The organism is Hymenobacter glacieicola (assembly GCF_014640315.1).
GTDB classification, from domain to species: Bacteria; Bacteroidota; Bacteroidia; order Cytophagales; family Hymenobacteraceae; genus Hymenobacter; species Hymenobacter glacieicola.
Genome location: NZ_BMGS01000001.1, coordinates 305,817 through 330,225, shown reverse-complemented (window position 1 = coordinate 330,225; position 24,409 = coordinate 305,817). Strand labels below are relative to the sequence as shown.

Here is a 24,409-nt window from a genome sequence, read left to right as displayed (position 1 = left end):
CCAGGCCTCTCCATATTTGCTGGTTTTAAGAGCAGGCAGCAGAAATTACTTAACTTCTACTTCAGCGCCGGCTTCTTCCAGTTGCTTTTTCAGCGACTCAGCTTCGTCTTTAGCAACACCTTCTTTCAGGGGCTTAGGAGCACCGTCAACCAGTTCTTTGGCTTCTTTCAGGCCCAGGCCGGTCAGGTCTTTCACCAGCTTTACAACAGCCAGCTTCTGGCCACCAGCAGCCTTCAGGATTACGTCGAACGAGGTCTTCTCCTCAGCGACCTCAGCAGCACCAGCGCCAGCACCACCAGCTACCATTACGGGAGCAGCAGCAGCAGGCTCAATGCCATACTCGTCTTTCAGGATAGTAGCCAGTTCGTTTACTTCTTTTACCGTCAGGCTAACGAGCTGCTCGGCGAATGCTTTCAAATCTGCCATTTCTGTAGATTGTTAAAAAGGGGGTTGTTGAAGGAAATTGAAAGTGAAAAAGATGAGCAGCGGTTAGCCTGCAACCTCTTCTTTTTCGGAAAGCGTTTTGATAAGACCAGCCAGGATGTTGCCACCGCTCGATAGAGCAGAGATAACATTTTTGGCGGGCGACTGGAGCAGACCGATAACGTCACCGATAAGCTCGTTTTTACCTTTTAGCGTGCTGAGGCTGCTGAGCTGATTAGCACCGATATAGATGCTGGCATCTACGTAAGCACCTTTCAGTGCCGGACGAGGCTCTACGTTCTTGCCGTAGTTCTGCGCCTTGTAGAAATCCTGAAGCAGCTTGGCCGGAGCATTGCCCGACTCTTTCGAGAACAGGATGCCCGACTGGCCTTTCAGCGCCGCGTCCATCTCCGAAGTGTCGCCACCGAGAGTGTCGAGGGCTTTGCGGATGAACGTGTTCTTGTACACTTTGAACTCCATGCCGCGGTTAAAGCACAGGCGACGGAATTCGTTGATTTTCGCCACCGACATTCCCGAAGCATCGGCAATGTAGAACGCGTTGTGCGATTGAAACTTCTCGCTCAACTCGTCGACTAGGGCTTGTTTTTCTTCCCGGATCATATCGTCGTGTTGATTAAAATTAAGCGGAAGTTACTGCAGTGTCAACCGGTACGGCAGGCGACATAGTGCTCGAAAGCGTGATGCTCTTGATGTAAGTGCCTTTCGCCGAAGAAGGCTTCAAACGCTGAAGCGTCTGGATTACCTCGATGGCGTTTTCAGCGAGCTTCTGCTCGTCGAACGACACTTTACCTACTGAGCAGTGGATGATACCGGTTTTATCAACTTTGAAGTCGATTTTACCAGCTTTCACCTCCTGAACAGCTTTTGCTACGTCAGTTGTAACCGTGCCCGACTTAGGGTTCGGCATCAGGCCACGAGGACCCAGTACGCGACCCAGACGGCCCACCTTAGCCATTACTGACGGCATCGTGATGATTACGTCGATGTCAGTCCAGCCTTTCTCGATCTTGGCGATGTAGTCATCCAGACCAACGAAGTCAGCACCAGCTGCAGTAGCTTCGGCTTCTTTGTCGGCGGTAACCAGGGCCAGAACGCGAACGGTTTTGCCGGTACCATGAGGCAGCGTAGCCACGCCACGTACCATTTGGTCAGCTTTGCGGGGATCAACACCCAGACGAACGTCGATATCGACGGAAGCGTCAAACTTGGTATAGGTGATATCCTTTACCACTTTGGCGGCTTCTACCAGATTCCGAACTTCGGTCAGGTCGTGCTTGGCAAGGGCTTCCTTGCGCTTTTTGCTTACTTGTGCCATGTCTTACTCCGTCGTTAAATTATTCAGCGAAAGGAGAAGTGCCCGACACAGTGATGCCCATGCTGCGAGCCGTACCGGCTACCTGCATCATTGCCGACTCCACTTTGAAAGCATTCAGGTCTGGCATCTTCGTCTCGGCGATGGTGCGTACCTGGTCCCATGACACCGAGCCAACCTTATTCCGGTTAGGCTCTTTCGAACCGCTCTGGAGCTTGGCAGCCTCCATCAGGAGAACCGGCACCGGAGGGGTCTTCACCACAAAGTCAAATGACTTGTCGGTGTACATGGTGATGAGTACAGGACAAACTTGGCCGGCCTTATCCTGGGTCCGCGCATTGAACTGCTTGCAGAACTCCATGATGTTAAGGCCTTTGCTACCAAGTGCAGGTCCAACCGGCGGCGCAGGGTTTGCGGCGCCTCCCTTTATCTGAAGCTTCAGATAACCTCTAATTTCTTTGGCCATTTGGTTTGAAAGGCTTCGGAATCTGCATCGTAACACGCAGCTTCCTCAGTTTTTACTTGCTCCTAGTGGAAGCACCACCGGTCCGGAGCGGATAACCGGTGACGTTGTATGAGTTACGCTTCCTTCTCGACCTGGGTGTAGCTTAACTCCATGGGAGTGCTACGGCCGAAAATCTTCACGATAACGTTCAGCTTTTTCCGTTCCTCGAACACCTCAGACACCGTGCCTGACATACCCGCGAAACCGCCATCCACAATCTTCACTAATTCGCCAACTACAAAAGGCGTCTCCAGGGTAGCGGTCTGCTCTTCGGCTTCATCCACAATCCCAAGGATGCGGTTTACTTCCGAAATGTGCAGGGGAACAGGCTTAGTGTTCTGGTTAGCTGCTTTTCCTTCTTTATCACTCAGGAAACCAATTACCCCAGGCGTGCTAGTAATAATATGGTCTACCTCTCCGTGGGTAAGATCAGCGTGGATAATGATGTAGCCGGGGTACAGATTCCGCTCACGCACGCGCTTCTTGCCGTTGCGCATTTCGAATACCTTCTCCACCGGAATCAGTACCTGAGGCACCAAATCAGAAAGGCCATGGCGACCAATCTCAGTTTCCAGATAGGTTTTAGCCTTCTTCTCTTGTCCGCTTACCGAGCGGACTACGTACCACTTCAACTCGCCCATTGTCGTATAACTCTACCGATTAACGGAACGATTGGTAAAATGCTTCTAAGCTCTTGCTAAAAGCAACATCCATCAACCCTACTACCCCAGCGAACAGCAACGAACCAATCAGCACTAGACCGGCACTTTTCTGCAGTTCCTCTAGCGAAGGCCACGTCACTTTGTAGCGCATCTCTTCGGAGGTTTCCCGGAAGTAGTTCGTTAGCTTGCTCATGATAGCGGCACCGGTTTGGGGTGTAAAGCTACGGCTGCCGAAGCAGCCGTAGTTCTTAGTGGCACGGGCGGAGAGATTCGAACTCCCATCAAAGGTTTTGGAGACCTCTATTCTACCCTTGAACTACGCCCGTGTATGCGTCCTGACCAGTCAAGGTGCTGGATTGGGACTGCAAATGTATGGAACTCTTTAAACAAAACAAATCCGCCCCCGAAAAAATCGAGAGCGGATTTGCATTATTTCACCAGAAGTGGTTGAAACTATTCGGTGATTTCAGTTACCTGACCTGCACCTACGGTCCGGCCACCTTCGCGGATAGCGAAACGCAGACCTTTTTCCATAGCTACCGAGTTGATCAGCTCAACCGAGATAGTTACGTTGTCACCAGGCATTACCATTTCAACACCCTCGCCCAGCGAGATGATACCGGTTACGTCGGTGGTGCGGAAATAGAACTGGGGACGGTAGTTGTTGAAGAAAGGAGTGTGACGACCACCTTCCTCTTTCGACAGTACGTACACCTCAGCCTTGAACTTGGTGTGAGGCTTAACCGAACCGGGCTTGCAGATAACCATACCACGACGGATGGCTTCTTTTTCAATACCACGGAGCAGCAGACCCACGTTGTCACCAGCTTCACCACGGTCGAGGATCTTGCGGAACATCTCAACGCCCGTTACGGTCGACTTGAGGTTCTCAGCACCCATACCGAGGATTTCTACTTGCTCACCCGAGTTGATGATACCACGCTCGATACGGCCGGTAGCAACCGTTCCACGACCCGTGATAGAGAATACGTCCTCTACGGGCATCAGGAAGGGCAGGTCGGTCAGACGAGCAGGAATCGGAATGTAGCTATCAACAGCAGCCATCAGCTCCTCGATCTTGGGAACCCAAGCAGCGTCGCCGTTCAAGCCGCCCAGGGCCGAGCCCTGAATAACCGGAATGTTGTCGCCGTCGAAGTCGTAGAACGAAAGCAGTTCACGGATTTCCATTTCCACCAGCTCAAGCAGTTCGGGGTCATCCACCATGTCCACTTTGTTCATGAACACCACCAGCTGAGGAACACCTACCTGACGAGCGAGCAGGATGTGCTCACGAGTCTGGGGCATCGGGCCGTCGGTAGCAGCTACCACGAGGATAGCACCGTCCATCTGAGCAGCACCCGTTACCATGTTCTTCACGTAGTCAGCGTGACCGGGGCAGTCAACGTGAGCATAGTGACGGTTTTCGGTAGCGTATTCTACGTGCGACGTGTTGATCGTGATACCACGCTCTTTTTCTTCGGGAGCATTGTCGATCGAAGAGAAGTCGCGCTTGGCAGCCAGACCCTTGTTAGCCAACACCATGGTGATAGCAGCAGTCAGGGTGGTTTTGCCGTGGTCCACGTGACCAATCGTGCCGATGTTTACGTGCGGCTTGGACCGGTCAAAATTTTCTTTAGCCATTGTAAAGAGATTAAGAGGAATTTTGAGGTAAAGAGGGGGAAAACGCGACTAGTCTATACAGTAAGAAAGCGAAACACAGCTCCGCTTAGTCGGGACTGCACGTCGCTTTACTTGCTGACAGAGCCAAACGGTGCAGTCGCGCTGCCCCGTTGGTACTCGTAAATTCTGAGCCATTTATGGGATTTGAACCCATGACCTCTTCCTTACCAAGGAAGTGCTCTACCACTGAGCTAAAACGGCTTATTTCAGGTTTGGCAAAGATACAACAGGAGAAGAACATTTGCCAGCCGACGCTACGGGTTGTTATTTCTCACTGCCGCCTTGGGCACCGAGCGGGAGACGAGGTTCGAACCCGCGACCTGCAGCTTGGAAGGCTGCCGCTCTACCAACTGAGCTACTCCCGCGTGTGTGAAAGAAGATCAACCAGTAAAACGAGTCTACTGGTCGATCTTTTCACTACTGTGGGGGGAGAAGGATTCGAACCTTCGAAAGCTTGCGCTAACAGAGTTACAGTCTGTCCCATTTGGCCACTCTGGAACCCCCCCAGTTGTTTGTTTTCCCACCGCTTGTGAGAAAGATTCCCTTTCATTGGCAGTAGCCGTTATGGTTACTGTGTCGATTGGAGTTGCAAAATTAGAGGCTTTCCGGTGTAAGTCAAGCCCACCGCAAAAAAAGGTTTCAACTTTTTTCTTCTTCACAGCTCCAATTCCTAGCCTCCCCGTACCTAACCGATTGACTACCTAACAAAAACGACCAGCTCAAATGAGCTGGTCGTGGCTGAAAAAAGTTGATTTTTTTATTGAATAAGGCTGTACATCGACTTCAAGCTGTCATCTTTCTCTTTGTTTCGGATGTCCTGCAGGATGGGTTTGAGCGTGGGCATGCTGGTGGTGAGCTGATGCAAGCCTTTGTAGGCCCCGAGCCGCACGTACATCTGCGGGTGCGTCCGGGCTAAGGTTTCAAGGCGCTGGATACCTTTTTCCCGCTCAATGGGAGGCATACGCTGCATCAGGGTTCCGAAGTTTTCCAGCATCACGTACAATACCTCCGGCGGGGCATCCTGGCTGCGCCGTAGAAACCACGAGTAATCGTCGAGAGTACCGTTGAGGCCGTAGTAGTTTGACAGGGCCGTGAGCAAGGCGGGGTTCTTCGTTTCCTGCAGAGCTGCTACCTGGGTGCGGGTAGCAGCAGTAGGAGCTTTGGATAGGGCATCAACGGCCGCTCCGACAACCAGATAGGAGCTGTCTTTCAAGGCAGCGGTGTACACTTCACTGAAGTCCTCGTTCTGGAAGGAAGATAAGACACTGATAGCCGCCGCTCTTACTACCCCCTTTTTCTCGTTTAAGGCCACGCGCTGCAAGTCCTTCCGAACCGCGCTGCCCTCAGCACCCCGATACCGCCGCAGCCCATCCAGAGCGGCTACCCGAGTGGCCCAGAATGGATCCGATAAAGCGTTTCGGAAAGCGGAGCTAACGGTGAGGTCGGCGGTTTTGCTGCGTAGGCCCTGGATAGCTGCGTATTTCTGTAGGTAGCCGCGGGCGTGGCTCAGCTGGTACAAGAGTTCTTCCTGGGTTTGCGACTCGTCAACCTGAGCCAGCAACGTTCCTTCGTGGTCGAACTTGACGAGGCTAGGGCGCTGATTGACGGGTAAGTGAAAGGTCTGATCGGCTTTGGTGATGAGGATGCGATGCTCCGTGGGCTGTCCGCCGTTCCAGGTAGCCACCGTAACTGGTAGCCGGTAAACAGGCTGATACAGGGTATCCTGCACCTGTTGCACGCGCAACACTACCTGGCTGTTCTCGAAGGAGTGGGTAACACGCAACTCTGGGTGGCCACGCTGCAGAAACCACTGATCGAAAAACCACATCAAGTCTTCTCCCGTCGTTTCCTCGAAAGCAATGCGCAGCTTGGCCAGCTCGGTGCTGGATAGCTTGTTTTGGGTGAGGTAGCGGTTCAAGGACGTGAAGAAGGCATCATCACCAACGTACTTGCGCAGCATGTGCAGCACGCGCCCGCCCTTATCGTAGGAATGACGGTCGAACATGTCTTCCCGGTCGGCGTAGCGGTAGCGAATCAGGGGCTCGCGCTTCATCTGCGCTTCCTCCAGGTAGTTGCGGAGCTTGGTTTGCTGCACCAGCGCGGCGGCATCAGCCCCGTATTTCTGTTCGGCCCACAGCAGCTCGGAGTAATCGGCAAACGACTCGTTCAGGGGCAGATTGGACCACGATTCCGTGGTTACGTAGTCACCAAACCACTGGTGGAACAACTCGTGCGCAATTACTGATTCGGGCTCATAGGAAATATCAGCTAGCTCCCGGGAATTAAACTGCACCAATTGCTGCTGAAATGTGGAGGCCGAGGTATTCTCCATGGCCCCGGACACAAAATCGTGCACAGCAACCTGCGCGTACTTTTCCCAAGGATAATCTACCCCTAGCTTCCTCGAAAAGAAATCGAGCATCTCGGGGGTGTTACCAAACACCTGCTTAGCGGTGTACTGGTAGGGCGGATCAACGTAGTACTCAATGGGCTTGCCGCGCCACGTATCCGTTACTACCGCAAAGTTGCCGGCAGCCAGCATGGTTAGGTAGGGTGCATGGGGCAGATTTTGCTTCCAGACATCCGTGCGGGTGCCGTCCGAGTTACGTCGAGAAGATACCAGCAAGCCATTTGATAGGGTTTTAAACCCATTTTCGACCGTCAGGCTGATTTCCTGAGTCATGCGCTGATTAGGCTTGTCGATGGTTGGAAACCAGCAAGAGCTGCCTTCCGTCTCGCCCTGGGTCCATACCTGGCGAGGCTTGTCCTTGTTCGTGCCGAGAGGGTTAATGAAGTACAGCCCTTTATCTTCCGTAATGGCCTCACTCCCACCCTTGGGCAGTTCATTGGGCTTAGCCACGTACTGAATTCTAACCTGATACTGCTCAGTGCGCGGATACTGCCGGTCTAGCGTAATGGTCAGCTTCTTTTTGTCGTAGCTGTACTTCAGGTCCCTGCCTTTTTTAGCGCCGTTGAGAAGCTCCACGCTTTTCACGTCGAACCCCTTAGCGTCAAGTACCAACTGGCTTTGCGGGTAAAAGTGCGGACGCAACGTGAGGGTAGCCGTACCCAGAAGCCACTGCTTGGCCCAGTCGAAGCGCACGTCCAGCTTGGTATCCACCAGGTCGTGGAGGATGGTGGCGGCGGGCTGGACGGGGTTGGTAGAAGGCAGCCAGTTGGGCACGGGTTGCTGAACCGGCGCGGGGGTAGGCGTAGCGGCCACGGGAGTTTTCTTGCGAGCCGGATGGCTGACATTCGAGGCCGGGCGACTGGATTTAACTGCCTGAGCGGAAGCCGTAAACTGACACAGAAGTGTCAGGACAAAGGCACCGAGGACCGGGTATTTCATGCGGAAAGGCACTAGGGTATTGGAGGGTCAAGTTCCGAATTTATTTCAGAATTGGCCTATCTTTAAGCCCTTTTCCGCCCTACCCCCGCCCTCTTCTTATGCTACAGGTACGCACCGGCGCCACCCCCGACCAGACCTGGGAGGTTGATTACCGCCCCAACGGTCCAATTACTGTTAACGGGCAGCCTTTCGAATGGGACCTGACGCCTTTGGGCCAGGGCCGTTACCATTTGCTTTACAACAACCGCTCTTACAGCGCCGAGCTGGTAACGGCCGACTATGCTACTAAAACGGTAGTGCTCAAGCTGAACGGGCAACAACTCGAGCTGCAGGCCAAAGACCGTTTCGATTTGCTGCTCGATAAGCTGGGTATGAGCAATGCGGCGGCTAGCAAGGTAAACGAGCTAAAAGCTCCTATGCCGGGCCTGATTGTTGATATTCGGGTAGAGCCCGGTCAAATCGTGCAGAAGGGCGAGCCGTTGCTGGTACTGGAGGCCATGAAGATGGAGAACATTCTCAAGGCGCCGGGCGAAGGCACGGTGGCCGCTATTAAAGTTAATTTGCGCGACAACGTAACCAAAGGGCAGGTGCTGATTCAGTTCAGCTAACCTGCCTTTCTCATATTTACCGGGCCGTAACGGCTACCATGAGGCTTCTGCCGCGGGTACCGCTTACGGCCTCCCTACGTACATCCGCGTTCCACGCCTAACCTCTCTCGTTTTGAAGTACAACCGAATCCTGCTGAAGCTGAGCGGCGAGGCCCTGATGGGCCAGCAACAGTACGGCATCGATGCCGCCCGGCTCATGCAGTACGCTGAAGAAATCAAGAAAGTAGCCGCTACGGGCACGCAGGTAGCTGTCGTTATTGGGGGCGGCAACATTTTCCGAGGGGTACAGGCCGAAGCATTCGGGCTCGACCGGGTGCAGGGCGACTACATGGGTATGCTGGCCACCGTTATCAACTCCATGGCCCTGCAAAGCGCCCTGGAAAAGCTGGACGTGAATACGCGCCTGCTGTCGGGCGTGACCATTCAGCGGGTATGCGAGCCGTACATCCGTCGGCGGGCGTTGCGCCACCTGGAGAAAGGCCGCGTCGTTATTTTCGGTGCCGGCATTGGCTCGCCCTATTTCACCACCGATTCGGCCGCTTCGCTACGAGCCATCGAGATTGAGGCCGACGTAGTACTGAAAGGCACCCGCGTCGATGGCATTTACACCGCCGACCCGGAAAAGGACCCTACGGCTGTGCGCTACCCCCAAATCACCTTCGACGAGGTGATGGCCAAGAACCTCAACGTCATGGACATGACGGCCTTTACCCTGTGCAAGGAAAATAACCTGCCTATTATTGTGTTCGATATGAACAAGGAAGGCAACCTGCAGCGTTTGCTCGACGGCGAAAGCGTGGGCACGCTGGTAAGCATGCACGGCGCAGCCCCCACCGAGCCCTCAGATGCCAAGCACAGCAGCCTGCAGCCCGCGCTGAAGCAGACGCCGGGCGAGCAAGCGTAAGCAGAACTACATGCGGCGTGGCTTGCAGTAACAATTGAAGGTCAAGCCCGGCATTTCCTCACTTTACCATTCACCTTTCAACACTTAACATTTCAGAAGTGGACGAAGAAATTAAGTTTTATCTGGACGAGGCGGAGGAGTCGATGGGCAAGGCCCTGCAGCACACGCAGGTTGAGTTTGCCCGAATCCGCGCGGGTAAGGCTACCCCAGCCATGCTCGATTCTTTGCGGGTTGATTATTACGGCACTCCTACCCCGGTAGCGCAGGTAGCCAACGTAGCTGCTCCCGATGCCCGGACGCTCTTCATCAAGCCCTGGGAAAAGAATATGATCAGCGAAATTGCCAAGGCCATCAAGAACAGCGACCTAGGTTTGAACCCACAGTCAGATGCCGAGGGCGTACGCCTCAACATTCCGCCCATGACGGAAGAACGTCGTCGGGACTTGGTAAAGCAAGCCAAAAATGAGTCGGAAAGCGGCAAGGTGCGCATTCGGGGTATTCGCAAGGATGTAAACGAATCGTTGCGGAAGCTGCAGAAAGAAGGTGCGGCTGAGGACGCCATCAAAGACGCCGAAGCGAAAGTGCAGAAGTTCACGGATACCTACATCAGCAAAGTAGACGAGCTGCTGAGCAAGAAGGAAACCGAAATCATGACCATCTGATTTCCAGCTTTATGGGCAACAAAAAGCCCCAGCCGATACCAATCGGCTGGGGCTTTTTGTGAGGTAGCCGTTAAGGTTACTGCTTAAGTACGCCAGTAGCCGGCTGCCTGAATTTGCTGCTCCACTGGCTCCGGTACGAGGTAGCGGATGGATTTGCCCGCTCGCACGCAGTCGCGGATGAACGTGGCCGATATGTCAAGCAACGGCGCAGTTACCACTTGTATTCCGGGGTGCATTTGAACGTCGGTAGAGGCTACGCCCGGGCGGGGGTAAACGTATACCTCGTTTTCAGCTAGAATACGGTCAGCCTCTTTCCAGCGCGGCAAGCCGGGCAGGTTGTCTTCTCCCATCAGTAGCACAAAGCGGTAACTGGGGTAACGCCGGCGCAGCTCATCCAACGTGTCGATGGTGTAACTAGGCTTGGGCATGCCAAACTCCACGTCGAGCGCCCGCAGCCGGTCATTGCCCGCAATAGCTGCTTCCACCATGCGCAACCGGCCTTGCTCAGGCAACAGTTCCCGGCCCACTTTAAACGGGCTTTGCGGCGACACCACCAGCCAGACTTCTTCCAGGTCAGTATGCGTGGCCATGAAGTGAGCCAGAATCAGATGCCCGGTGTGAATGGGATTAAACGAACCAAAAAGCAGCCCTACTTTCCGGCCGTTAGGGACGGAAGCAGGGCTGCTCACAAGATGGCAGGCTCAGCGGTAATAAAATTGCGTACTATCTTTTCCGCTTCGTCAATGGCTCGCTCCAAGTCATCATTCACGATGGTGACATCAAAGCGGTCCTCAAAAGTCAGCTCGAAATTGGCTTTGTACAGGCGGGCCGAAATACTGGCATCGGAATCAGTGGCACGGTTACGGAGGCGTTGCTCCAGCACCTGCAACGAGGGCGGCTTCACGAAGACGGCAAGGGCGCGGTCTTTGTAAAACTCCTTGATGCTGAGGCCACCTTTCACGTCCACGTCCAGCACGGCATGCTGTCCATTTTGCCAGATGCGCTCAACCTCCGATTTTAGCGTGCCATAAAAGGCCCCTTCATACACCTCTTCCCACTCCACGAAATCATCGTGCCGGATTTTCTCCTGAAACTCCTGAACGGAGATAAAGTAGTAATCCTTGCCGTTGGCTTCGGTGCGGCCGCGCTTGTCGCGCGTACACGCTGAGATAGAGAAGCTTAGCTCCGGAATCCGTTCCAGTAGCCGATGGACGATAGTAGTCTTACCGGCGCCGGAAGGAGCCGAAAAGGCGATTATTTTACCCTGCATCGGGCAAAATTAGGCCATTTCTGCTTTAACTCTCGCAAGAATTGAGTTTGACAAAGAAGAAGGCGCTCCTTTCCGGCCTACGTGCTGGGCCAGGAAATCCACGAAAATGTGCTGCTTCTCGATGCTGTCAAAGCACGGGGAACAATCTTCGGCGTGGTTGATGAAGTAATCCTCATCCTCCGCCGTGGGCTCATGCCCGACGATAATTTGGTCAAGAATTGTGTTCACGCGTTCACAGTCGGGGCCATTGGTGGGCACCGCGCTTTGGTTGGTTTGCTTAGTAGAAGTCGTTTCCATAACGGGGACCTAACAGGAGGAAGTTATTCGTTTTCGTCAGTAAGTAGTTCGTCGTCACCTTCGCCTTCCGAGCCATAACCCATGGACTTCGCGTAACGTTCGAGTTTGTCTTTCAAGAAATTACGAGCCCGGTGCAAACGGGAGCGCACCGTTCCGATGGGGATGTCCAGCACCTTAGCCATTTCCTCGTACGTGAACCCTTCCAGGTCGCAGAGGATAATGACGGTGCGAAAATCCACGGGCAGTGAGTTAAGTGCGCTGGCCACCTCGTCGCCGATGAGGTCACGCACGGCTTGCTGCCGCATGTCGGTTGAGGTGCTGCCGGCGTCGCCATCGGCCTCCACATCTTCCGAGTTGTAGTACCCTTCGATTTCGCTGTAATCAACCTTGGCGGGCTGCTTACTTTTTTTGCGAAAATCATTGATGAACGAATTTTTCAGGATGCGAAACAGCCACGCTTTGGCGTTTGTTCCTTGCTCGAAGTACTCAAAGAAGCGATATGCTTTCAGATAAGTTTCCTGCACAAGGTCATTTGCATCATCTTCATCGAGGGTAAGGCGGAAGGCGAAGTTGTACAGAGAATCGAGCACAGGCATCAGTTCGGCCTGAAAACGCCGGTCCTTTTCCTCTTTACTCAGTTTTGGTACTCGTTCGGGAGAGTCGCTCATGGACACAAAAAAAATTCGGCTGAATATTGGAAAAATACCGCCGTTAGACAAATGTAGAACTTATACCATCCGCGGAAAGGAAGGTTTTATTTCTGGTAGCTCCGCCGTTCCGTAGTTACTATCAGAAACCCGTACAGGAATACGAACAGGTTGAAACTCGTTTGCAATTCCAGCAGCGAATCGACGGCCATAGCCAGGGCTTGCAGCAATAGGAACCGATACACGTACGGGTTACGCCGCTGCGCGGGTTGCACCAGCGGCCCGAATAAGACGAGCAGCCAGAGTACCAACCCCACAATTCCGCCCCCCACCAACTGGTGCAAGTACTGGTTATGAATCATGACGCGGTTTTCTGGGCGCAGACCATGATCCTGCCAATCGTACTGCTGCATCATGGCCTGGTAAGCATCGGCTGGCCCCACGCCCAGCCACGGATGCTGGCGGGCTACAATGGTAGCAGTTTGCCAAGCCGCCAGCCGCCGCGACCAAGAATACTCGTTGATGTCGTTGTTACGCTCGAACTGCTCGATATCGTAGCTAGTAGCCTCTACCCGCTGCCGCACAGACTCCAAGGATTGATACGCTAGCCACGGCCCCGCTACCAAGGAGACGAGCAGCGCTACCCCCAGCCACCACCGCTTCCGCACCAGAAGTAAGAGTAGCGCATCAATCAGAAGCATGCCGTAAAGTGCCATCAAGCCCGTTCGATAGGCTAGCACGTGGAGCGTAAGCGCACAGACTGCTGATGCCAGTAGCAGCGCCACGCGCCAGCGGAGAGTAGCGGTAGCCTCACGCTGTAGCGACAGGCCAAAAAAGGTAGCCAGCGCCAGCATCAGCCCGAAGTGGATGTGGAAAATGCGGGTGATGGAGGGCATACTCTGGCCCGAACCGAACGCAACGTTGGCGGCAGCAGGATCCAGTAAGTATTGGCCTAGCGTGGCTGCTCCCACCAGCGCTACCCCAACAACATATAAGGCTCCAATTCCGAAGCGCTGCCGGCTGCTAAGCGGTACGGCCAGCCCGAAGGCCAGCGGCACCCCTAGCCACGGCAACAACCGGAAGGCTTCGTGCCGCCAAGTAGGCCAATCCTGCGTGTATAGAGCGCTTAGCAGCAAGAGTCCGTACAGAGCGGCCGGGCCCCACACCGTGCGCAGCCGTAGCCAGTGCGGCACCTGCCGGGTGGCTCCTGGGTTGGCCAGCGCAGCCAGCACCCCCACTACCGGGCTCAGGGCTATCAGAGCGCGGGAAGTCAGCAGGCCAACTACCCCGGCGGCACAGGCCAGCACCAGCAGATATTGCGAAAGGCGGCCGGTGCGCCACCACGCCTGCCACACGGGTTCGGGGGTTGTTGTAGGGGTAGTCAGCGGGCTCATTCGAGGAGGCAAGTAGGTCAGAAAGCCGCAGACAACAAAGGCTGCCACTGCTGAATACGAGCCAGCGCCTCCGTGGGCTCCAGCGCCTTAATGCAGCTACAGGCCGCGGGCTGAGTCCGGCAGGCCTGGCAATCAGGCCGGTTGAAGACCAAGTACTCCGCGTGCTGACCCAACGGAGCCCAGCGGCCCGGGTGCATGGGCCGAATGGGCGGGTACAGGCCCAGCGCGTGCCGGCCCAGCGCGGCGGCAACATGCAGGGGCCCGGTGCTGCCGGCCACCAAGCCATCGGATGCCCCAATGAAGGCCAGCAGCTCCGGTAAGCTCAATTGGCCGGTAAGCTCGGCCGCCAGAAAGGCCCGGTGTTCCGTTAGCCACGCGCGCAATTCCTCCCCTTCAGTGGCCGTACCGGTCACGAACACCCGGTGGCCAGCCTGGTGCAGCAGACGAGCCAGGGTTCCGAAATGTGCCAGCCCCCATTCGCGGGCACTACCCCGGCTGCGAGGATGCAGAATCACATTGAGCTGGCCGGCATGACGCGCCGATAGCAACTCCCGCAGCGCTGGCTTTAGCGCAACCGCGGGAACTAACCGAACCAAGTTGGCTACCTCCGGAAGGGGCAGCAAAGCGGCAGTTGTAAGCAGCGGCTCCAGCAACTGCAGGTTAAGCTGGGCTTCGTGCAGGGGCGAGTTCTTGCGGCTCAGTGCTACCCGCCGGTTGCAGGTCAGCCAGTGAAACCACCGGTTGCGGGTCCCAATACGTACCGAAATCTGGGCTTGCCGGGCCAGGCGGGCTAGCTGCTTATTCGGGAAAACGTGCAGAATGGCATCGGCCTGCTGCGCCCGCAATGCCGCTACCTGCTCGGGCGCTGGCAACTTCAGCAATTCATCGAAATTGAGAAAGTCGTCAATCCAGGGGCAGGCCTCGGCTATGGCTTGGGTGTAGGTTCGGCCCAAAAGTACTACCCGGCAACTTGGGAAGAGCTGCTTCAGCCGGCCGGCTACGGGTAGGGTGAGTACTACGTCGCCGATGGCATCGGTGCGGCTGAGGAGAAAGGTACTCATGCAGATTCTTTCGTTTTCAGCTTGGCAAACTTTAGAAATACGCCCCAGGCGGAAATAACGGCGATGCTCAGGCCCGCAAATCCATCCAGAAAGCCCAACCGCAGAACGTAGCCGTGCGTGAACTTCCACCAGGGCTTGAGCAGCAAATGGAACAAGGACACCCGCCGCCGGCCCCGCAGCCACAGCTCATCGGCCGCAATGCTGGTGAAGCGGTTTAGCTGACTGACGTGCTGCTCCACTGAGTCGTAAGAGTAGTGCAGGGCGTCGCCGGTAAGAGGCAGCGGGGCGGGCTGGCCGGGCTGCAGCTCGTACCGCTCGTGCAGCAGCAGGCCCTCCCACTGGCCCCGGCGCCGGTCGTAGAGCCGGAGCTTCCGGTCGGGGTACCAGCCGCCGTGGCGCACCCAAGCGCCGCAGTAGTTGGTCAGGCGGGACAGGGTGTAGCCGGCCCCCTGCCAGTTTTGCTTCGCCGCCAGAATGCTGCGGCGTAGCTCCTCGGTCAGCACTTCGTCGGCATCCAGCTGCAACACATGGTCGTGGTGGGCTTGGGCAGTGGCAAAGTTTTTCTGCTGCACGTACCCTTCGAAGGCGTGCTGCACTACCCGGACTCCGTGCTGCCGGCAAATGGCAACGGTGGCGTCCGTCGAGAAGCTGTCGACTACGACGATGTCATCGGCTACGGCGCGCACGGCTGCCAGACAGCGGCCAATGTTGCGCTCTTCGTTGTAGGTAATAATGACGACAGACAGGGAAACGGTAGGCATAGCGGCGGCAAATATCCGCAATTTGTGCAGGCCATGGGTTGCGGCCGGGAGCTTGCTGCTGTTACCCCACGTAACGGGTACGAACGACGGCACCAGTTGCTTTTCCGGGCAAGGCTGATGCGCTTCTGCTTCTGGTGGTTGCCGCTCCGCTGCCCTACCCAATGCCGAGCCGAGCTACTTAGTGAGCCGCAGGCTTGGGTAGTGACCATGGTTGGCACAGCCGCGGCATCAGGTTCGTGCCGCAGCTGCGCCAACCGGCGCCCTGATAATTGTGTGCGTATTACCTCTTTACGCGCTGATCTGCGTATAGAGGAGCTCACTCACTTTCTTCGTATGGCTACAGCTGTGCAGCCCATTGCCCTAGTTACGGGCGCCACTTCTGGTATTGGCGAGGTAACTGCCCGAGAACTGGCCCAGCAAGGCTACCACGTGGTGTTACTGGCCCGTAGCGCCGAAAAAGCGGCCCGCACCCGTCAGCAAATTCAAGACGCCGTGGGCCTGGGGCAACGGGTAGATGTGCTGCTCTGCGACTTGGCCGATATAAGCCAGGTTCAGCGAGCGGCCGCGGAATTCAACCAGCGTTACCCCCAACTCGACCTACTAATTAACAACGCGGGGTTACTATTTGGCAAACCCCGCCAAGTTTCCGTCGATGGGCTGGAAATGACCCTGGTTACCAACCACCTCGGCCCGTTTTTGCTGACGGCCTTGCTGCTCGACAAGCTGCTGCTGAGCCCCGCGGCCCGCATTGTCAACGTGGCCTCTATGGCTTACAAAATGGCCCAGCCGCGCCTCGATGATTTAGGCCAGCAACGCAGCTACAGCCCTCTGCAGCAATACGGCAACACGAAGCTCTACAACATTATGTTCACGCAGGAGCTGGCCCGGCAGCTGCGCGAGCGGGGCATCACCAACGTGGTGACCAATAGCCTGCACCCTGGCGTCATAGCCAGCAACTTCGGCACCAACGCCAGCGGCTGGCTGGCAAAGGCCACCTCCCTGCTTCGCCCCTTCATGATTTCGCCTCAGAAAGGCGCCGAAACAACTTTGTATCTGGCTACTGCTCCGGAAGTCGGCCAAGTAAGCGGCGGATTTTACATTAAGAAGAAGGCCGAGGCGGTGAAGCATTCCTTTAACACGCCAGCCAACGCTCAGCAGTTGTGGCAGGAATCGGAGCGGCTAGTAAAGCGCAACTTCTTTCTATATTGAGCCTATACCTTATGCGTTAAGATGTTAGCCTGGACTGCCCTTAACGTGTTTTTATTCGCCCTGATTGTTTACGCCTGGGTACGGGTATTCAAGGTGCTCCGGTGAGAAATCGGGGTAGGCCTAGCCCTATTATTCCTGGTGAGCCTTAGCGTTTTCAGAGGCGGGCGAGACGAAGTTCCGGAAAAAGCTAAAAACCTGATAACGCCTGACCCTACGCGCACGGGCCTGGGTAACTGGAGCACGCATACTACCATTCCAATTAACCCAAATAACAAGCTCACCCTACTACTAGAAGGCAAACGCACTGATTCAACTTTCCAACCGTATGGCTTGTACGCAACAGTTTCCGGCGTACTGATAGGCCATGAGTGGAAACCACTCATCGGAATAGTGAATACTACTCATAAGAAGCAGCTGACTTACGAAGTACTTATGCTGCACGAATGGAAACTGATGGGCGCCAAAATATATACCAGTTCCGACGAGTACGCCGGCACACTCAGTAGCAGCAGTAACTAGCATTGGGCCACGAAAAAGCCCCGCTCCTTGGCAGGAACGGGGCTTTTTCAGGTGTATTGGTCTTCCGGCAACTGGGCCAGCCTACGTGCTACCCAGCTACGCGGGGCGCTTGTTAATACCCCGGGTTCTGGGGTAGCTTCCAGGCCTGGGCGTCGGTGAGGGAGATGGGCAGCAGAGGCATGGGGTTTACGGAAGGCTCCGTGGTAACGTGCGAAAGCGCCCGGGCCCGCACATCGGGGGGCAGACTGGCCATGTAGCGCCCGGTCCGGATCAGGTCCCAGAGGCGCAGGGATTCTTCCCCAAACTCCACCCGGCGTTCGTGCCAGATGGCGTTCAGCAAGGCCTGGCCCGACAAGCCGGCGGCGAGGTCGGGCAGGGTGCCGGCGGGTACGTTGGCGGGCTCATAGGCAAGTGAGCCAACGGTAGTGCCGGGCGGGCGGGTAGACGTGCGGGCCCGCTGGCGCACCTGGTTCACCAGGGCTACCGCCTCGGCACTGCGGTTGGTTTGGGCCGCGGCTTCGGCTTTCATCAGCAGGATGTCGGCGTAGCGCACTTTCCGGATGTTCTGGGGGCCTGAGGCGGTGTTGTTGGGAGCCAGGATGGCAACTTTGCGGTTGAGGTAGCCGGTAGCATTTTCCGTGCGGTCAATCACGTTTTTGATACCCAGCACCACGTCGCCGTCCTTGATGACGGTAGCTTCCAGGCGCGGGTCGTTCGGCTCGAACTCGTTTACCAGGCTCTGGGTAGGGTTGTTGAAGCCGTAGCCAAAGGTTTTGCGGTTGTTCTGGAAAATGTTGTTCGTGGTACCCGTCATGATGGGGCCGTACCCGTCGTTGGAGGTAGCAAACTGAATTTCAAACACCGATTCGCTGCTGTTCTCGCCAATGTCCTGGTGAATGGCGGCGTAGTTAGGCAGCAGGCTGTACTGGCCGGAAGAGATGATGGTGCTGGTCAGGTCGTAGACTTCCTGCCAGGTGTGGTTGTTGCCATTCACGGTGCCGAGCTGGTACATGATGGCCCGCGCCAGGTAGGCGTTGGCCGCGCCCTTGGTAGCCCGGCCGAGGTCGGCGGCGGGGTAGGCGCTTTTCTCGGGCAGGACGGTAGCCGCCGCGCGCAAATCCTTCTCAATGAAGGCGTAGGTTTGGGCAATGCTGGCGCGCGTTACGTTCGTGGCTTCGGAGGGAGTTGGCGTTTTCTCGAACAGCGGCACCCCGCCAAACAGCTTCACGAGGCTGAAGTAGAAATAGGCCCGCAGGAAATACGCCTCGCCTTTCAGGCGCTGCTTCAGGGCATTGTCGATGGTGCCGGCGTCAATGTTATTGATGACGGTGTTGGCCCGGGCAATCCCCGTGAAGCTGTGCACCCACAGGGTAGTGGTGGGCGGGTTGGAAGGCGGAATGTTCCAGGTTTTAAGCTCCGTGAGGGTTGGGAAGTCGCTGGGCGAGCTGCCTTTCTCGGCGTCGTCGCTCATCACATCCCCGAACATCCACTCGTAGGTCTGGGGCACAAACTGGCCGTTGGGGGCGCCCCACTTCGGGCCCTGGTCCCAGGAAGCCACGTCGTAAATGGCATTCACGGCCTGCACGGCGTTGGTGGGGTCGTTGAACAAGTTGCCCTGGGTGGTGGTACCCAAGGGGTCTTTATCGAGGAAGCTGTCACATCCCTGCGACAGGGCCGCCAGCACCGTAAAGGCTAGGAGGCGGGCTGCATGGGCAGTTTTCATCACGCGCGGTTGTGTATATCGTTAAAACTGAAGGTTGAAGCCCAGGCGGTAGGTGCGGGCCTGGGGGTAGTTGCCGTAATCCACGCCGTACGCCAGGGGGTTGCCGTAGAAGCCGGCCGTGGAAATTTCGGGGTCGTAGCCGGTGTACTTCGTGATGGTGAAGACGTTGTCAACGGAGGCAAACACCCGCAATCCGTTGATGTGGAACCTCGACGACAGCCCCGCAGGGAGGGAATAGCCCAGCTCCATGTTGCGGGCGCGCAGGTAGCTGGCGTCTTCCACGTAGCGGCTGCTGAACCGGTCGTTGCCGTTGGTATCGTTGGAGGTGACGCGGGGCTGGTCGCTGTTGGGGTTGCTGGGCGTCCAGCGGTCCATGCGGGAAGCGTAAAAGTTGCTCCAGATACCAACCAGGTTGCTCGACTTGGAGAGGCTGAACGCCACGCCGTTTACGGCTTCCGCGCCCTGCACCCCGTAGAGCAGCACCTTGAAATCGAAGCCATGGTAGCCCAGGTTGATGGAGCCGCCGTAGGTAAAGTCGGGCGTGGCGCTACCCAGGTAGGTGTTGTCGAGGGCCGTAATTACTCCGTCGCCGTTCACGTCGCGGTAGCGGATGTCGCCGGGCTTGGCCCCGGGCTGAATCCGGGCGCCGGTGCTGCCCTGGTACGAGTCAATCTCAGCCTGTGAGCGGAAGATACCATCGGTCTGTAAGCCGTAGAAGTAGGCAATTTCCCGATCTACGCCCGTGAGCGTGGTGTTGCCAATCTGGACCAGCACGTTGCCGCTGGCAATGGGGTTAGCCCCGCCCAGGTCGGTTACTACGTTGTTGATCTTGGTAAAATTCAGGCCTACTCCGTACTGAAACTCGCCTACCTGGTTGCGGTAGTTCAGGGCCAGCTCCAGCCCGCGGTTGCGCAGGGAGCCTACGTTGGCGCTGGCCGGCGCCTGCCCGATGTAATCGGGCACGGGCAGCAGGGCAATCATGTCCTTGGTGCGCCGCACGAAGTAGTCGGCCGTGAAGGTGAGCTTGCTGTCGAACAGCTCGGCATCCAAGCCCACGTCGGTGGTAATGGCGGTTTCCCACTTCAGATCGGGGTTGTTAAGCTGGGTGATGGCCAGGCCCGGGGCCGGCTGCCCGCCGAACACGTAAATCTGGTTGTTGGCCGCCACGGAGGCGTAGCCGTAGTTGGGAGCCGCGTTCTGGTTGCCCACGGCCCCGTAGCTACCCCGCAGCTTCAGGGAAGAAAGCCCGCTCAGGCCCTTCAGGAAATCCTCGTTAGACACGTTCCAGGCGACCCCCACCGAGGGGAAGGTACCCGTGCGGCTGGAGCCCAGAAACTTCGAGGTCTGGTCGAAGCGCAGGGTACCGGTTAGCAGGTACCGGTCGCGGAAGTTGTAGTTGGCGCGGCCGAAGTAGGAGAGCAATGCCCCATCGTACTGGGAGCTGCGCACGGCGTTATTGGCACTCCGGTTGGCCGACACGTATTGCAAAGAGGCGTCGGCCGGCACATTGTAGGCCGTGATGGAAATGCCGTTGCCGTAGCCGCGCTGGGCTTCCTGACCCAAGGTGGCCGAGAAGGAGCTGTTGTCGGCGAAAGTTTTGGTGTAGTTGGCGTAGTTCGACCACACCCACGACACGTTCTGCAGGCGGGTTTCATTCAGGGCACTCTGGTCGCGCCTGTCCAGGGGCCCGAGGAAGTACTGGGGCAGGTAGCCTTTCGGGTTGCTTTGGTTATACGTAATGCCGAAAGACGACCGGAACGACAGCCCTTTAAACAAGGCTACGTCGAGGTAGGCATTCGAGAACAAGGTGCTGTTGCGCGTCTTGCTCTGCTTCTGCTCATCGAGGTAGCGCGCCACGTTGGGCACGTTCGTGATGTTGTCGTAATTGTAGGTTCCGTTCGGCCCAATGGGGTTCAGAATCGGAATGTTCTGGGTGGCGTACTCCAGCACGCGGTAGTTCAGGGTGTTGCCCGTGCCATCGGAGGCGCCTACCACGTTGGAGTTCGTGAACGTCGCCGAAACGCCGGCTTTCAGGTTTTTGGTCAGCGCGAAGTCGTCGTTGAGGCGCACCACGTACTTCTTCAGCCCCGAGTTCTTCAGAATACCATCCTGCTGGAAGTAGCTGCCGCTGAGCAGGTAGCGGTTCTGCTCCGTGCCACCCGATACCGAGAGGCTGTAGTTGGTAATCAATCCGCGCTGGGTGACTAGGTCCTGGTAGTTGGTGCCGGTGGCTCCGCTCTGGATGGCGCTCTGCAGCTGGGCCGCGTAGTCGGTGGGCACGGCGGCGCCGCCATTGGTGTAGGCTTCCGTAACCAGGGTAGCATACTCGGCGGCATTGGTCAGGTCCAGCTTCTTCCTGATTTCCTGGAAGCCGGTGTAGCCGGTAAGGTTAAACTGGGGCTTGCCCACCTTGCCGTGCTTGGTGGTGATGAGCACTACCCCGTTGGCCCCTCTCGAACCGTAAATGGCCGTAGCCGAAGCATCCTTCAGGATTTCCGTCGACTCAATATCGGTAGGCAGCAGAAAGCTGATGTCGCTGGTCTGGATGCCGTCCACCACGTACAGCGGGTCGCTGTTGTTGATGGTGCCCACCCCGCGCACCCGGATGCGGGTTCCGGCGCCGGGCTGGCCGCTGTTGGTGGTTACCTCTACGCCGGCGGCGCGGCCTTGCAGGGCCTGCACGGGGTCGGAGGTGGCTACCTGGGTGAGTTGCGCCCCGCTAACCGAGGCCACGGCCCCCGTCAGGTCGCTTTTGCGGGCCGTGCCGTAGCCGATAACCACTACCTCATTCAGGGCCTGCGAGTCCTCGGCCAGGGTTACCGACAGGTTGCTGGTAGCGCCGGCTACGGGCACCTCACGGCGCGTAAACCCGACGAAGCTGAACACCAGCACGCTGTTTTCGGGAGCCTGCAGAGTAAATTCCCCGTTGGGGCCCGTGCTGGCCCCGATGGTAGTATTCTTAACAACTACCGTCACGCCGGGCAGACCGGCTCCTTTGGCGTCCACTACCCGCCCCGATACGGTGACATCGGCTGCTACGAAATCGTTTGTGTTGGAAACGTTTGCGGTAGTAGGTTTTGCCGGAACCCGCAGCACCACGCGGCCATTGTTCACCTCATACTCCAGCTTGAGCGGGGCCAGCACTTCGTCGAGCACCGTGACCAGCGGCTCATCGGTGGCGCGCACCGTCACGCGGCGGTCCGACTTAATCAGCTGCTGGCTGTACACAAACCGCACGTCGGCTTGCTTGGCAATGCGGTTGAGAGCCTCCTTGATGGTTTGCCCTTCCAGCTGCAGGGTAATCTTGCGGTCCAGAACGGATTGCACGAAAACGGGCCGGGCAGTGGCCATGCTGGCCAGCAGGCAGCCCATTACGCCTTGCAGCACCAGCACTCTGGCCGGGGTTTGGAAGGGTGGTGGGATGTGTACGAGGTTTTTCATAAACTGATTTTCACTATGGTGGTGGGAACTAAAGAGAAAACAGTGGCCATCGGCGTTTTCAGAAACGCCACAACAAGCTGCTATGCAATAACTTGTATGGGAGGTGTGTTTCAGCCAAAGGCTGGGGGTGGGGAGCGGATGGGGCCTCGGGGTTAATAGGCGCTACTGGGCCGGGTGCAGCTGGCAACCGGAACTATGAATGATAATCTGGGCATCGGACAAGCTGTAGTAAGCGCCCAACGACTGGCAGAGCAGGCTAACTTTTTCCAGCAGAGGCTCATCGTAGAAAGCAATGCTCACGGTGCAGCCCGCCAGCTTCTGCTTGTCGTACACGATGGTAACGCCGTACGCCTTTTCCAGCGCCGTCAGCACTTCCGTAACCGGGCGGGCGTCGAACTCCAGGGTCTGCGGCGACAAAACCACCGGCTTCTCCACCAGCTTCTTGCGCAGTTGGCGCGTGGCAAGCGAATACACGGCCTGCTGGTTGGGCAGCAGCACTAGGCCGGTAGCAGCGGGCCTGGCGGGGGTAGCGTCCAGCTCGGCGTTTTTGCGGGCCTGCACTGATACCTTGCCCTCGCTTACCGCCACGGAGGCCTTCAGCCCGTGGGCGTAGTCTGTTACCCGAAAGCTGGTGCCCAGCACCGTGGTTACTACCTGCTTGGTGAACACCAGGAAGGGCCGCTCCGGATTCTTGCTGACCTTAAAGAAGGCTTCTCCTTCTAGGTACACCTCCCGCTTGGGCCCAGCCAGCGAGGTAGCGTATTGCAGTTGGCTGCCAGGATGCAGGGTCACGCGGCTGCCATCGGGTAGCTGCAGCTCCTGCACTTGCCGGGTGGTGTTGCGGTGGCGCGTCCAGCTTTGCTGCGCTACTCCGCCCAACGGCCCCACGGGTGCCTGCACGTAGGTAAACAACACTCCCAGGCCCAAGGCAAAAACCAACAAGGCAGCGGCCCACCAAACCCAGGCAGGCTGCGTGGCCGGGTGCTGCCGTACGCGCGGGGCTGCTGCGGGCGCCTGCCGTAGGTGCGGCAGCCGCCGCCAGATAGCATCTTCTACCGCTTCCTGATTTTGAGTGGGTAGGAGGGCTACCCCATCCGCCTCTTCCAGCCGGTTATACCACTGTTCCACCAGCGCTTGTTCAGCGGGCGTGCACTGCCCGTCGAGGTAGCGCTGAAGGAGCAAATGGAATTCAGGTTCCGTCACGGAGAGTAAGGCTTAGGCGGGCTTCTATGTAACAAGTCAGCCAACCGGCCGGTATCCCTAAACCAACCGCACACTTTTTTATAAAAAGTTATAAAAGCCCCTTCCCTACCCCTTCCGCTGTGCTGAACCCTACCTCTACAGGAACAACAGCGGCATAAGCGCCACCAGGAAATCCCGCAGGTAGCTCCGCAACAGCTTCAGCGACTTGGTCAGATGATACTCCACGGATTTTTCCGACAGGTTTACCCGCACGGATATTTCGGGTACGGAGTAGTGCTCCAGGCGGCTGAGCTGAAATATTTCCCGTGACTTTTCGGGCAACTTCCGCACGCCAGCTAGTAGGGCGGCGCTTAAGTCCTCGGCAGCCAGGGCCTCTTCGGTATCCGTGTTGGCTTCCGAAAGCGAAATGCGGCAGTACAGCTCGTAGCCGCTCCGGACTTTCTGGGCCTTGATGTAGTTAATAATCCGGTAGCGGATAGCTGAGAACAGGTAGTGCTCCACCTGCTGAATCTGGTGGCTGGCGCGGCGGCTCCACAAATCAGTGAACAGGTCCTGAACCAGCTCCTCGGCTACTTCCCGGCCTTTGAGCTTCTGGTAAGCCACCGTAAACAGCCGGTAGCAGTAGCGCTTGTACAACTCTTCGAACGCGCCTTCCTCATCGGTCCGCATAGCGTCGAGCAGCGCCGCGTCAGGCCAGGAGGCATACATCCGGAGGGAAACAAAAGTCACAGATCAGAGAAATGAACACGGCAGGAATG

At 57.0% G+C, this 24,409-nt stretch carries 23 protein-coding genes and 4 tRNA genes; 4 read left to right on the top strand and 23 right to left on the bottom strand.

Annotation, left to right across the window (positions count from 1 at the left end; all coding sequences use genetic code 11):
* Window positions 1–45: 45 nt before the first annotated feature.
* The 12 genes from rplL to IEW18_RS01335 all read right to left on the bottom strand — a co-directional run bounded on the left by rplL (window position 46) and on the right by IEW18_RS01335 (window position 7,952).
* A complete protein-coding gene (rplL, locus tag IEW18_RS01390; protein WP_188556029.1) occupies window positions 46–426 on the bottom strand; it encodes a 50S ribosomal protein L7/L12 in 381 nt (126 codons plus the stop codon).
* A gap of 63 nt (window positions 427–489) precedes the next feature.
* Window positions 490–1,044, bottom strand: coding sequence for a 50S ribosomal protein L10 (gene rplJ / locus IEW18_RS01385; protein WP_188556028.1), 555 nt, complete (start codon window positions 1,042–1,044; stop codon window positions 490–492).
* A gap of 19 nt (window positions 1,045–1,063) precedes the next feature.
* Complete coding sequence (gene rplA / locus IEW18_RS01380; RefSeq protein WP_188556027.1) at window positions 1,064–1,759, bottom strand: 50S ribosomal protein L1; 696 nt, start codon at window positions 1,757–1,759, stop codon at window positions 1,064–1,066.
* A gap of 19 nt (window positions 1,760–1,778) precedes the next feature.
* A complete protein-coding gene (rplK, locus tag IEW18_RS01375; protein WP_188556026.1) occupies window positions 1,779–2,222 on the bottom strand; it encodes a 50S ribosomal protein L11 in 444 nt (147 codons plus the stop codon).
* 113 nt (window positions 2,223–2,335) lie between these two features.
* Complete coding sequence (gene nusG / locus IEW18_RS01370) at window positions 2,336–2,902, bottom strand: transcription termination/antitermination protein NusG (protein ID WP_110976696.1); 567 nt, start codon at window positions 2,900–2,902, stop codon at window positions 2,336–2,338.
* Between the two features lie 19 nt (window positions 2,903–2,921).
* Complete coding sequence (secE, locus tag IEW18_RS01365; protein ID WP_188556025.1) at window positions 2,922–3,116, bottom strand: preprotein translocase subunit SecE; 195 nt, start codon at window positions 3,114–3,116, stop codon at window positions 2,922–2,924.
* Between the two features lie 59 nt (window positions 3,117–3,175).
* Window positions 3,176–3,249, bottom strand: a tRNA-Trp gene (locus tag IEW18_RS01360).
* A 127-nt stretch (window positions 3,250–3,376) separates the two neighbouring features.
* On the bottom strand, window positions 3,377–4,564 hold the full coding sequence (gene tuf / locus IEW18_RS01355) for an elongation factor Tu (RefSeq protein WP_185888775.1): 1,188 nt from the start codon (window positions 4,562–4,564) through the stop codon (window positions 3,377–3,379).
* A 168-nt stretch (window positions 4,565–4,732) separates the two neighbouring features.
* Window positions 4,733–4,804, bottom strand: a tRNA-Thr gene (locus tag IEW18_RS01350).
* A 91-nt stretch (window positions 4,805–4,895) separates the two neighbouring features.
* A tRNA-Gly gene (locus IEW18_RS01345) sits at window positions 4,896–4,968 on the bottom strand.
* A gap of 58 nt (window positions 4,969–5,026) precedes the next feature.
* Window positions 5,027–5,109, bottom strand: a tRNA-Tyr gene (locus IEW18_RS01340).
* A gap of 251 nt (window positions 5,110–5,360) precedes the next feature.
* A complete protein-coding gene (locus IEW18_RS01335; protein ID WP_188556024.1) occupies window positions 5,361–7,952 on the bottom strand; it encodes a M1 family aminopeptidase in 2,592 nt (863 codons plus the stop codon).
* Window positions 7,953–8,050: 98 nt separating this feature from the next.
* On the opposite strand from IEW18_RS01335, the gene IEW18_RS01330 reads away from it, so the two are divergent.
* The 3 genes from IEW18_RS01330 to frr all read left to right on the top strand — a co-directional run bounded on the left by IEW18_RS01330 (window position 8,051) and on the right by frr (window position 10,126).
* A complete protein-coding gene (locus tag IEW18_RS01330) occupies window positions 8,051–8,560 on the top strand; it encodes an acyl-CoA carboxylase biotin carboxyl carrier protein subunit (protein ID WP_188556023.1) in 510 nt (169 codons plus the stop codon).
* 112 nt (window positions 8,561–8,672) lie between these two features.
* Window positions 8,673–9,464: a UMP kinase gene (gene pyrH / locus IEW18_RS01325; protein WP_188556022.1), complete on the top strand. Its 792-nt coding sequence runs from the start codon at window positions 8,673–8,675 to the stop codon at window positions 9,462–9,464.
* Window positions 9,465–9,562: 98 nt separating this feature from the next.
* Window positions 9,563–10,126 (top strand): ribosome recycling factor, encoded by a 564-nt coding sequence (gene frr, locus IEW18_RS01320; RefSeq protein WP_188556021.1) that lies wholly within the window; start codon window positions 9,563–9,565, stop codon window positions 10,124–10,126.
* Window positions 10,127–10,209: 83 nt separating this feature from the next.
* Here the strand turns inward: frr and nadD are convergent, their stop codons facing one another.
* The 7 genes from nadD to IEW18_RS01285 form a co-directional block, all read right to left on the bottom strand.
* Window positions 10,210–10,815: a nicotinate (nicotinamide) nucleotide adenylyltransferase gene (nadD, locus tag IEW18_RS01315; protein WP_188556020.1), complete on the bottom strand. Its 606-nt coding sequence runs from the start codon at window positions 10,813–10,815 to the stop codon at window positions 10,210–10,212.
* Window positions 10,812–11,396, bottom strand: coding sequence for a guanylate kinase (gene gmk, locus IEW18_RS01310; protein WP_188556019.1), 585 nt, complete (start codon window positions 11,394–11,396; stop codon window positions 10,812–10,814). The genes nadD and gmk overlap by 4 nt, the downstream gene beginning before the upstream one ends.
* Before the next feature lie 9 nt (window positions 11,397–11,405).
* Window positions 11,406–11,693: a hypothetical protein gene (locus tag IEW18_RS01305; RefSeq protein ID WP_188556018.1), complete on the bottom strand. Its 288-nt coding sequence runs from the start codon at window positions 11,691–11,693 to the stop codon at window positions 11,406–11,408.
* Between the two features lie 23 nt (window positions 11,694–11,716).
* Entirely contained in the window at window positions 11,717–12,361 is a 645-nt protein-coding gene (locus tag IEW18_RS01300; RefSeq protein WP_188556017.1) for a sigma-70 family RNA polymerase sigma factor, read from the bottom strand.
* 86 nt (window positions 12,362–12,447) lie between these two features.
* Window positions 12,448–13,734 (bottom strand): O-antigen ligase family protein, encoded by a 1,287-nt coding sequence (locus IEW18_RS01295; protein ID WP_188556016.1) that lies wholly within the window; start codon window positions 13,732–13,734, stop codon window positions 12,448–12,450.
* A gap of 17 nt (window positions 13,735–13,751) precedes the next feature.
* Complete coding sequence (locus IEW18_RS01290) at window positions 13,752–14,795, bottom strand: glycosyltransferase family 9 protein (RefSeq protein ID WP_188556015.1); 1,044 nt, start codon at window positions 14,793–14,795, stop codon at window positions 13,752–13,754.
* Window positions 14,792–15,556 carry a glycosyltransferase family 2 protein gene (locus tag IEW18_RS01285; protein ID WP_188556014.1) on the bottom strand — a complete coding sequence of 255 codons (765 nt, stop codon included), beginning with the start codon at window positions 15,554–15,556 and terminating at the stop codon, window positions 14,792–14,794. The genes IEW18_RS01290 and IEW18_RS01285 overlap by 4 nt, the downstream gene beginning before the upstream one ends.
* A gap of 333 nt (window positions 15,557–15,889) precedes the next feature.
* Between IEW18_RS01285 and IEW18_RS01280 the strand changes: the two genes are divergently transcribed.
* On the top strand, window positions 15,890–16,765 hold the full coding sequence (locus IEW18_RS01280) for an SDR family NAD(P)-dependent oxidoreductase (RefSeq protein WP_188556013.1): 876 nt from the start codon (window positions 15,890–15,892) through the stop codon (window positions 16,763–16,765).
* 631 nt (window positions 16,766–17,396) lie between these two features.
* On the opposite strand, the gene IEW18_RS01275 is transcribed toward IEW18_RS01280, so the two are convergent.
* From IEW18_RS01275 to IEW18_RS01260, 4 genes are all read right to left on the bottom strand, one after another.
* Window positions 17,397–19,007 carry a RagB/SusD family nutrient uptake outer membrane protein gene (locus IEW18_RS01275; protein ID WP_188556012.1) on the bottom strand — a complete coding sequence of 537 codons (1,611 nt, stop codon included), beginning with the start codon at window positions 19,005–19,007 and terminating at the stop codon, window positions 17,397–17,399.
* A gap of 21 nt (window positions 19,008–19,028) precedes the next feature.
* Window positions 19,029–22,448 carry a TonB-dependent receptor gene (locus IEW18_RS01270; protein ID WP_188556011.1) on the bottom strand — a complete coding sequence of 1,140 codons (3,420 nt, stop codon included), beginning with the start codon at window positions 22,446–22,448 and terminating at the stop codon, window positions 19,029–19,031.
* Between the two features lie 162 nt (window positions 22,449–22,610).
* Window positions 22,611–23,651 (bottom strand): FecR domain-containing protein, encoded by a 1,041-nt coding sequence (locus tag IEW18_RS01265; RefSeq protein ID WP_188556010.1) that lies wholly within the window; start codon window positions 23,649–23,651, stop codon window positions 22,611–22,613.
* A gap of 135 nt (window positions 23,652–23,786) precedes the next feature.
* Window positions 23,787–24,380 carry an RNA polymerase sigma-70 factor gene (locus IEW18_RS01260; RefSeq protein ID WP_188556009.1) on the bottom strand — a complete coding sequence of 198 codons (594 nt, stop codon included), beginning with the start codon at window positions 24,378–24,380 and terminating at the stop codon, window positions 23,787–23,789.
* Window positions 24,381–24,409 lie beyond the last annotated feature (29 nt).

Bases quoted from the DNA above. Each gene is read 5' to 3' on its own strand.
- IEW18_RS01280 (WP_188556013.1), top strand. From the start codon at position 15,890: ATGGCTACAGCTGTGCAGCCCATTGCCCTAGTTACGGGCGCCACTTCT.
- rplL (WP_188556029.1), bottom strand. From the start codon at position 426: ATGGCAGATTTGAAAGCATTCGCCGAGCAGCTCGTTAGCCTGACGGTA.
- IEW18_RS01275 (WP_188556012.1), bottom strand. From the start codon at position 19,007: ATGAAAACTGCCCATGCAGCCCGCCTCCTAGCCTTTACGGTGCTGGCG.
- IEW18_RS01285 (WP_188556014.1), bottom strand. From the start codon at position 15,556: ATGCCTACCGTTTCCCTGTCTGTCGTCATTATTACCTACAACGAAGAG.
- rplJ (WP_188556028.1), bottom strand. From the start codon at position 1,044: ATGATCCGGGAAGAAAAACAAGCCCTAGTCGACGAGTTGAGCGAGAAG.
- IEW18_RS01270 (WP_188556011.1), bottom strand. From the start codon at position 22,448: ATGAAAAACCTCGTACACATCCCACCACCCTTCCAAACCCCGGCCAGA.
- IEW18_RS01290 (WP_188556015.1), bottom strand. From the start codon at position 14,795: ATGAGTACCTTTCTCCTCAGCCGCACCGATGCCATCGGCGACGTAGTA.
- IEW18_RS01305 (WP_188556018.1), bottom strand. From the start codon at position 11,693: ATGGAAACGACTTCTACTAAGCAAACCAACCAAAGCGCGGTGCCCACC.
- tuf (WP_185888775.1), bottom strand. From the start codon at position 4,564: ATGGCTAAAGAAAATTTTGACCGGTCCAAGCCGCACGTAAACATCGGC.
- IEW18_RS01330 (WP_188556023.1), top strand. From the start codon at position 8,051: ATGCTACAGGTACGCACCGGCGCCACCCCCGACCAGACCTGGGAGGTT.
- nusG (WP_110976696.1), bottom strand. From the start codon at position 2,902: ATGGGCGAGTTGAAGTGGTACGTAGTCCGCTCGGTAAGCGGACAAGAG.
- gmk (WP_188556019.1), bottom strand. From the start codon at position 11,396: ATGCAGGGTAAAATAATCGCCTTTTCGGCTCCTTCCGGCGCCGGTAAG.
- rplK (WP_188556026.1), bottom strand. From the start codon at position 2,222: ATGGCCAAAGAAATTAGAGGTTATCTGAAGCTTCAGATAAAGGGAGGC.
- secE (WP_188556025.1), bottom strand. From the start codon at position 3,116: ATGAGCAAGCTAACGAACTACTTCCGGGAAACCTCCGAAGAGATGCGC.
- rplA (WP_188556027.1), bottom strand. From the start codon at position 1,759: ATGGCACAAGTAAGCAAAAAGCGCAAGGAAGCCCTTGCCAAGCACGAC.
- IEW18_RS01300 (WP_188556017.1), bottom strand. From the start codon at position 12,361: ATGAGCGACTCTCCCGAACGAGTACCAAAACTGAGTAAAGAGGAAAAG.
- IEW18_RS01335 (WP_188556024.1), bottom strand. From the start codon at position 7,952: ATGAAATACCCGGTCCTCGGTGCCTTTGTCCTGACACTTCTGTGTCAG.
- IEW18_RS01295 (WP_188556016.1), bottom strand. From the start codon at position 13,734: ATGAGCCCGCTGACTACCCCTACAACAACCCCCGAACCCGTGTGGCAG.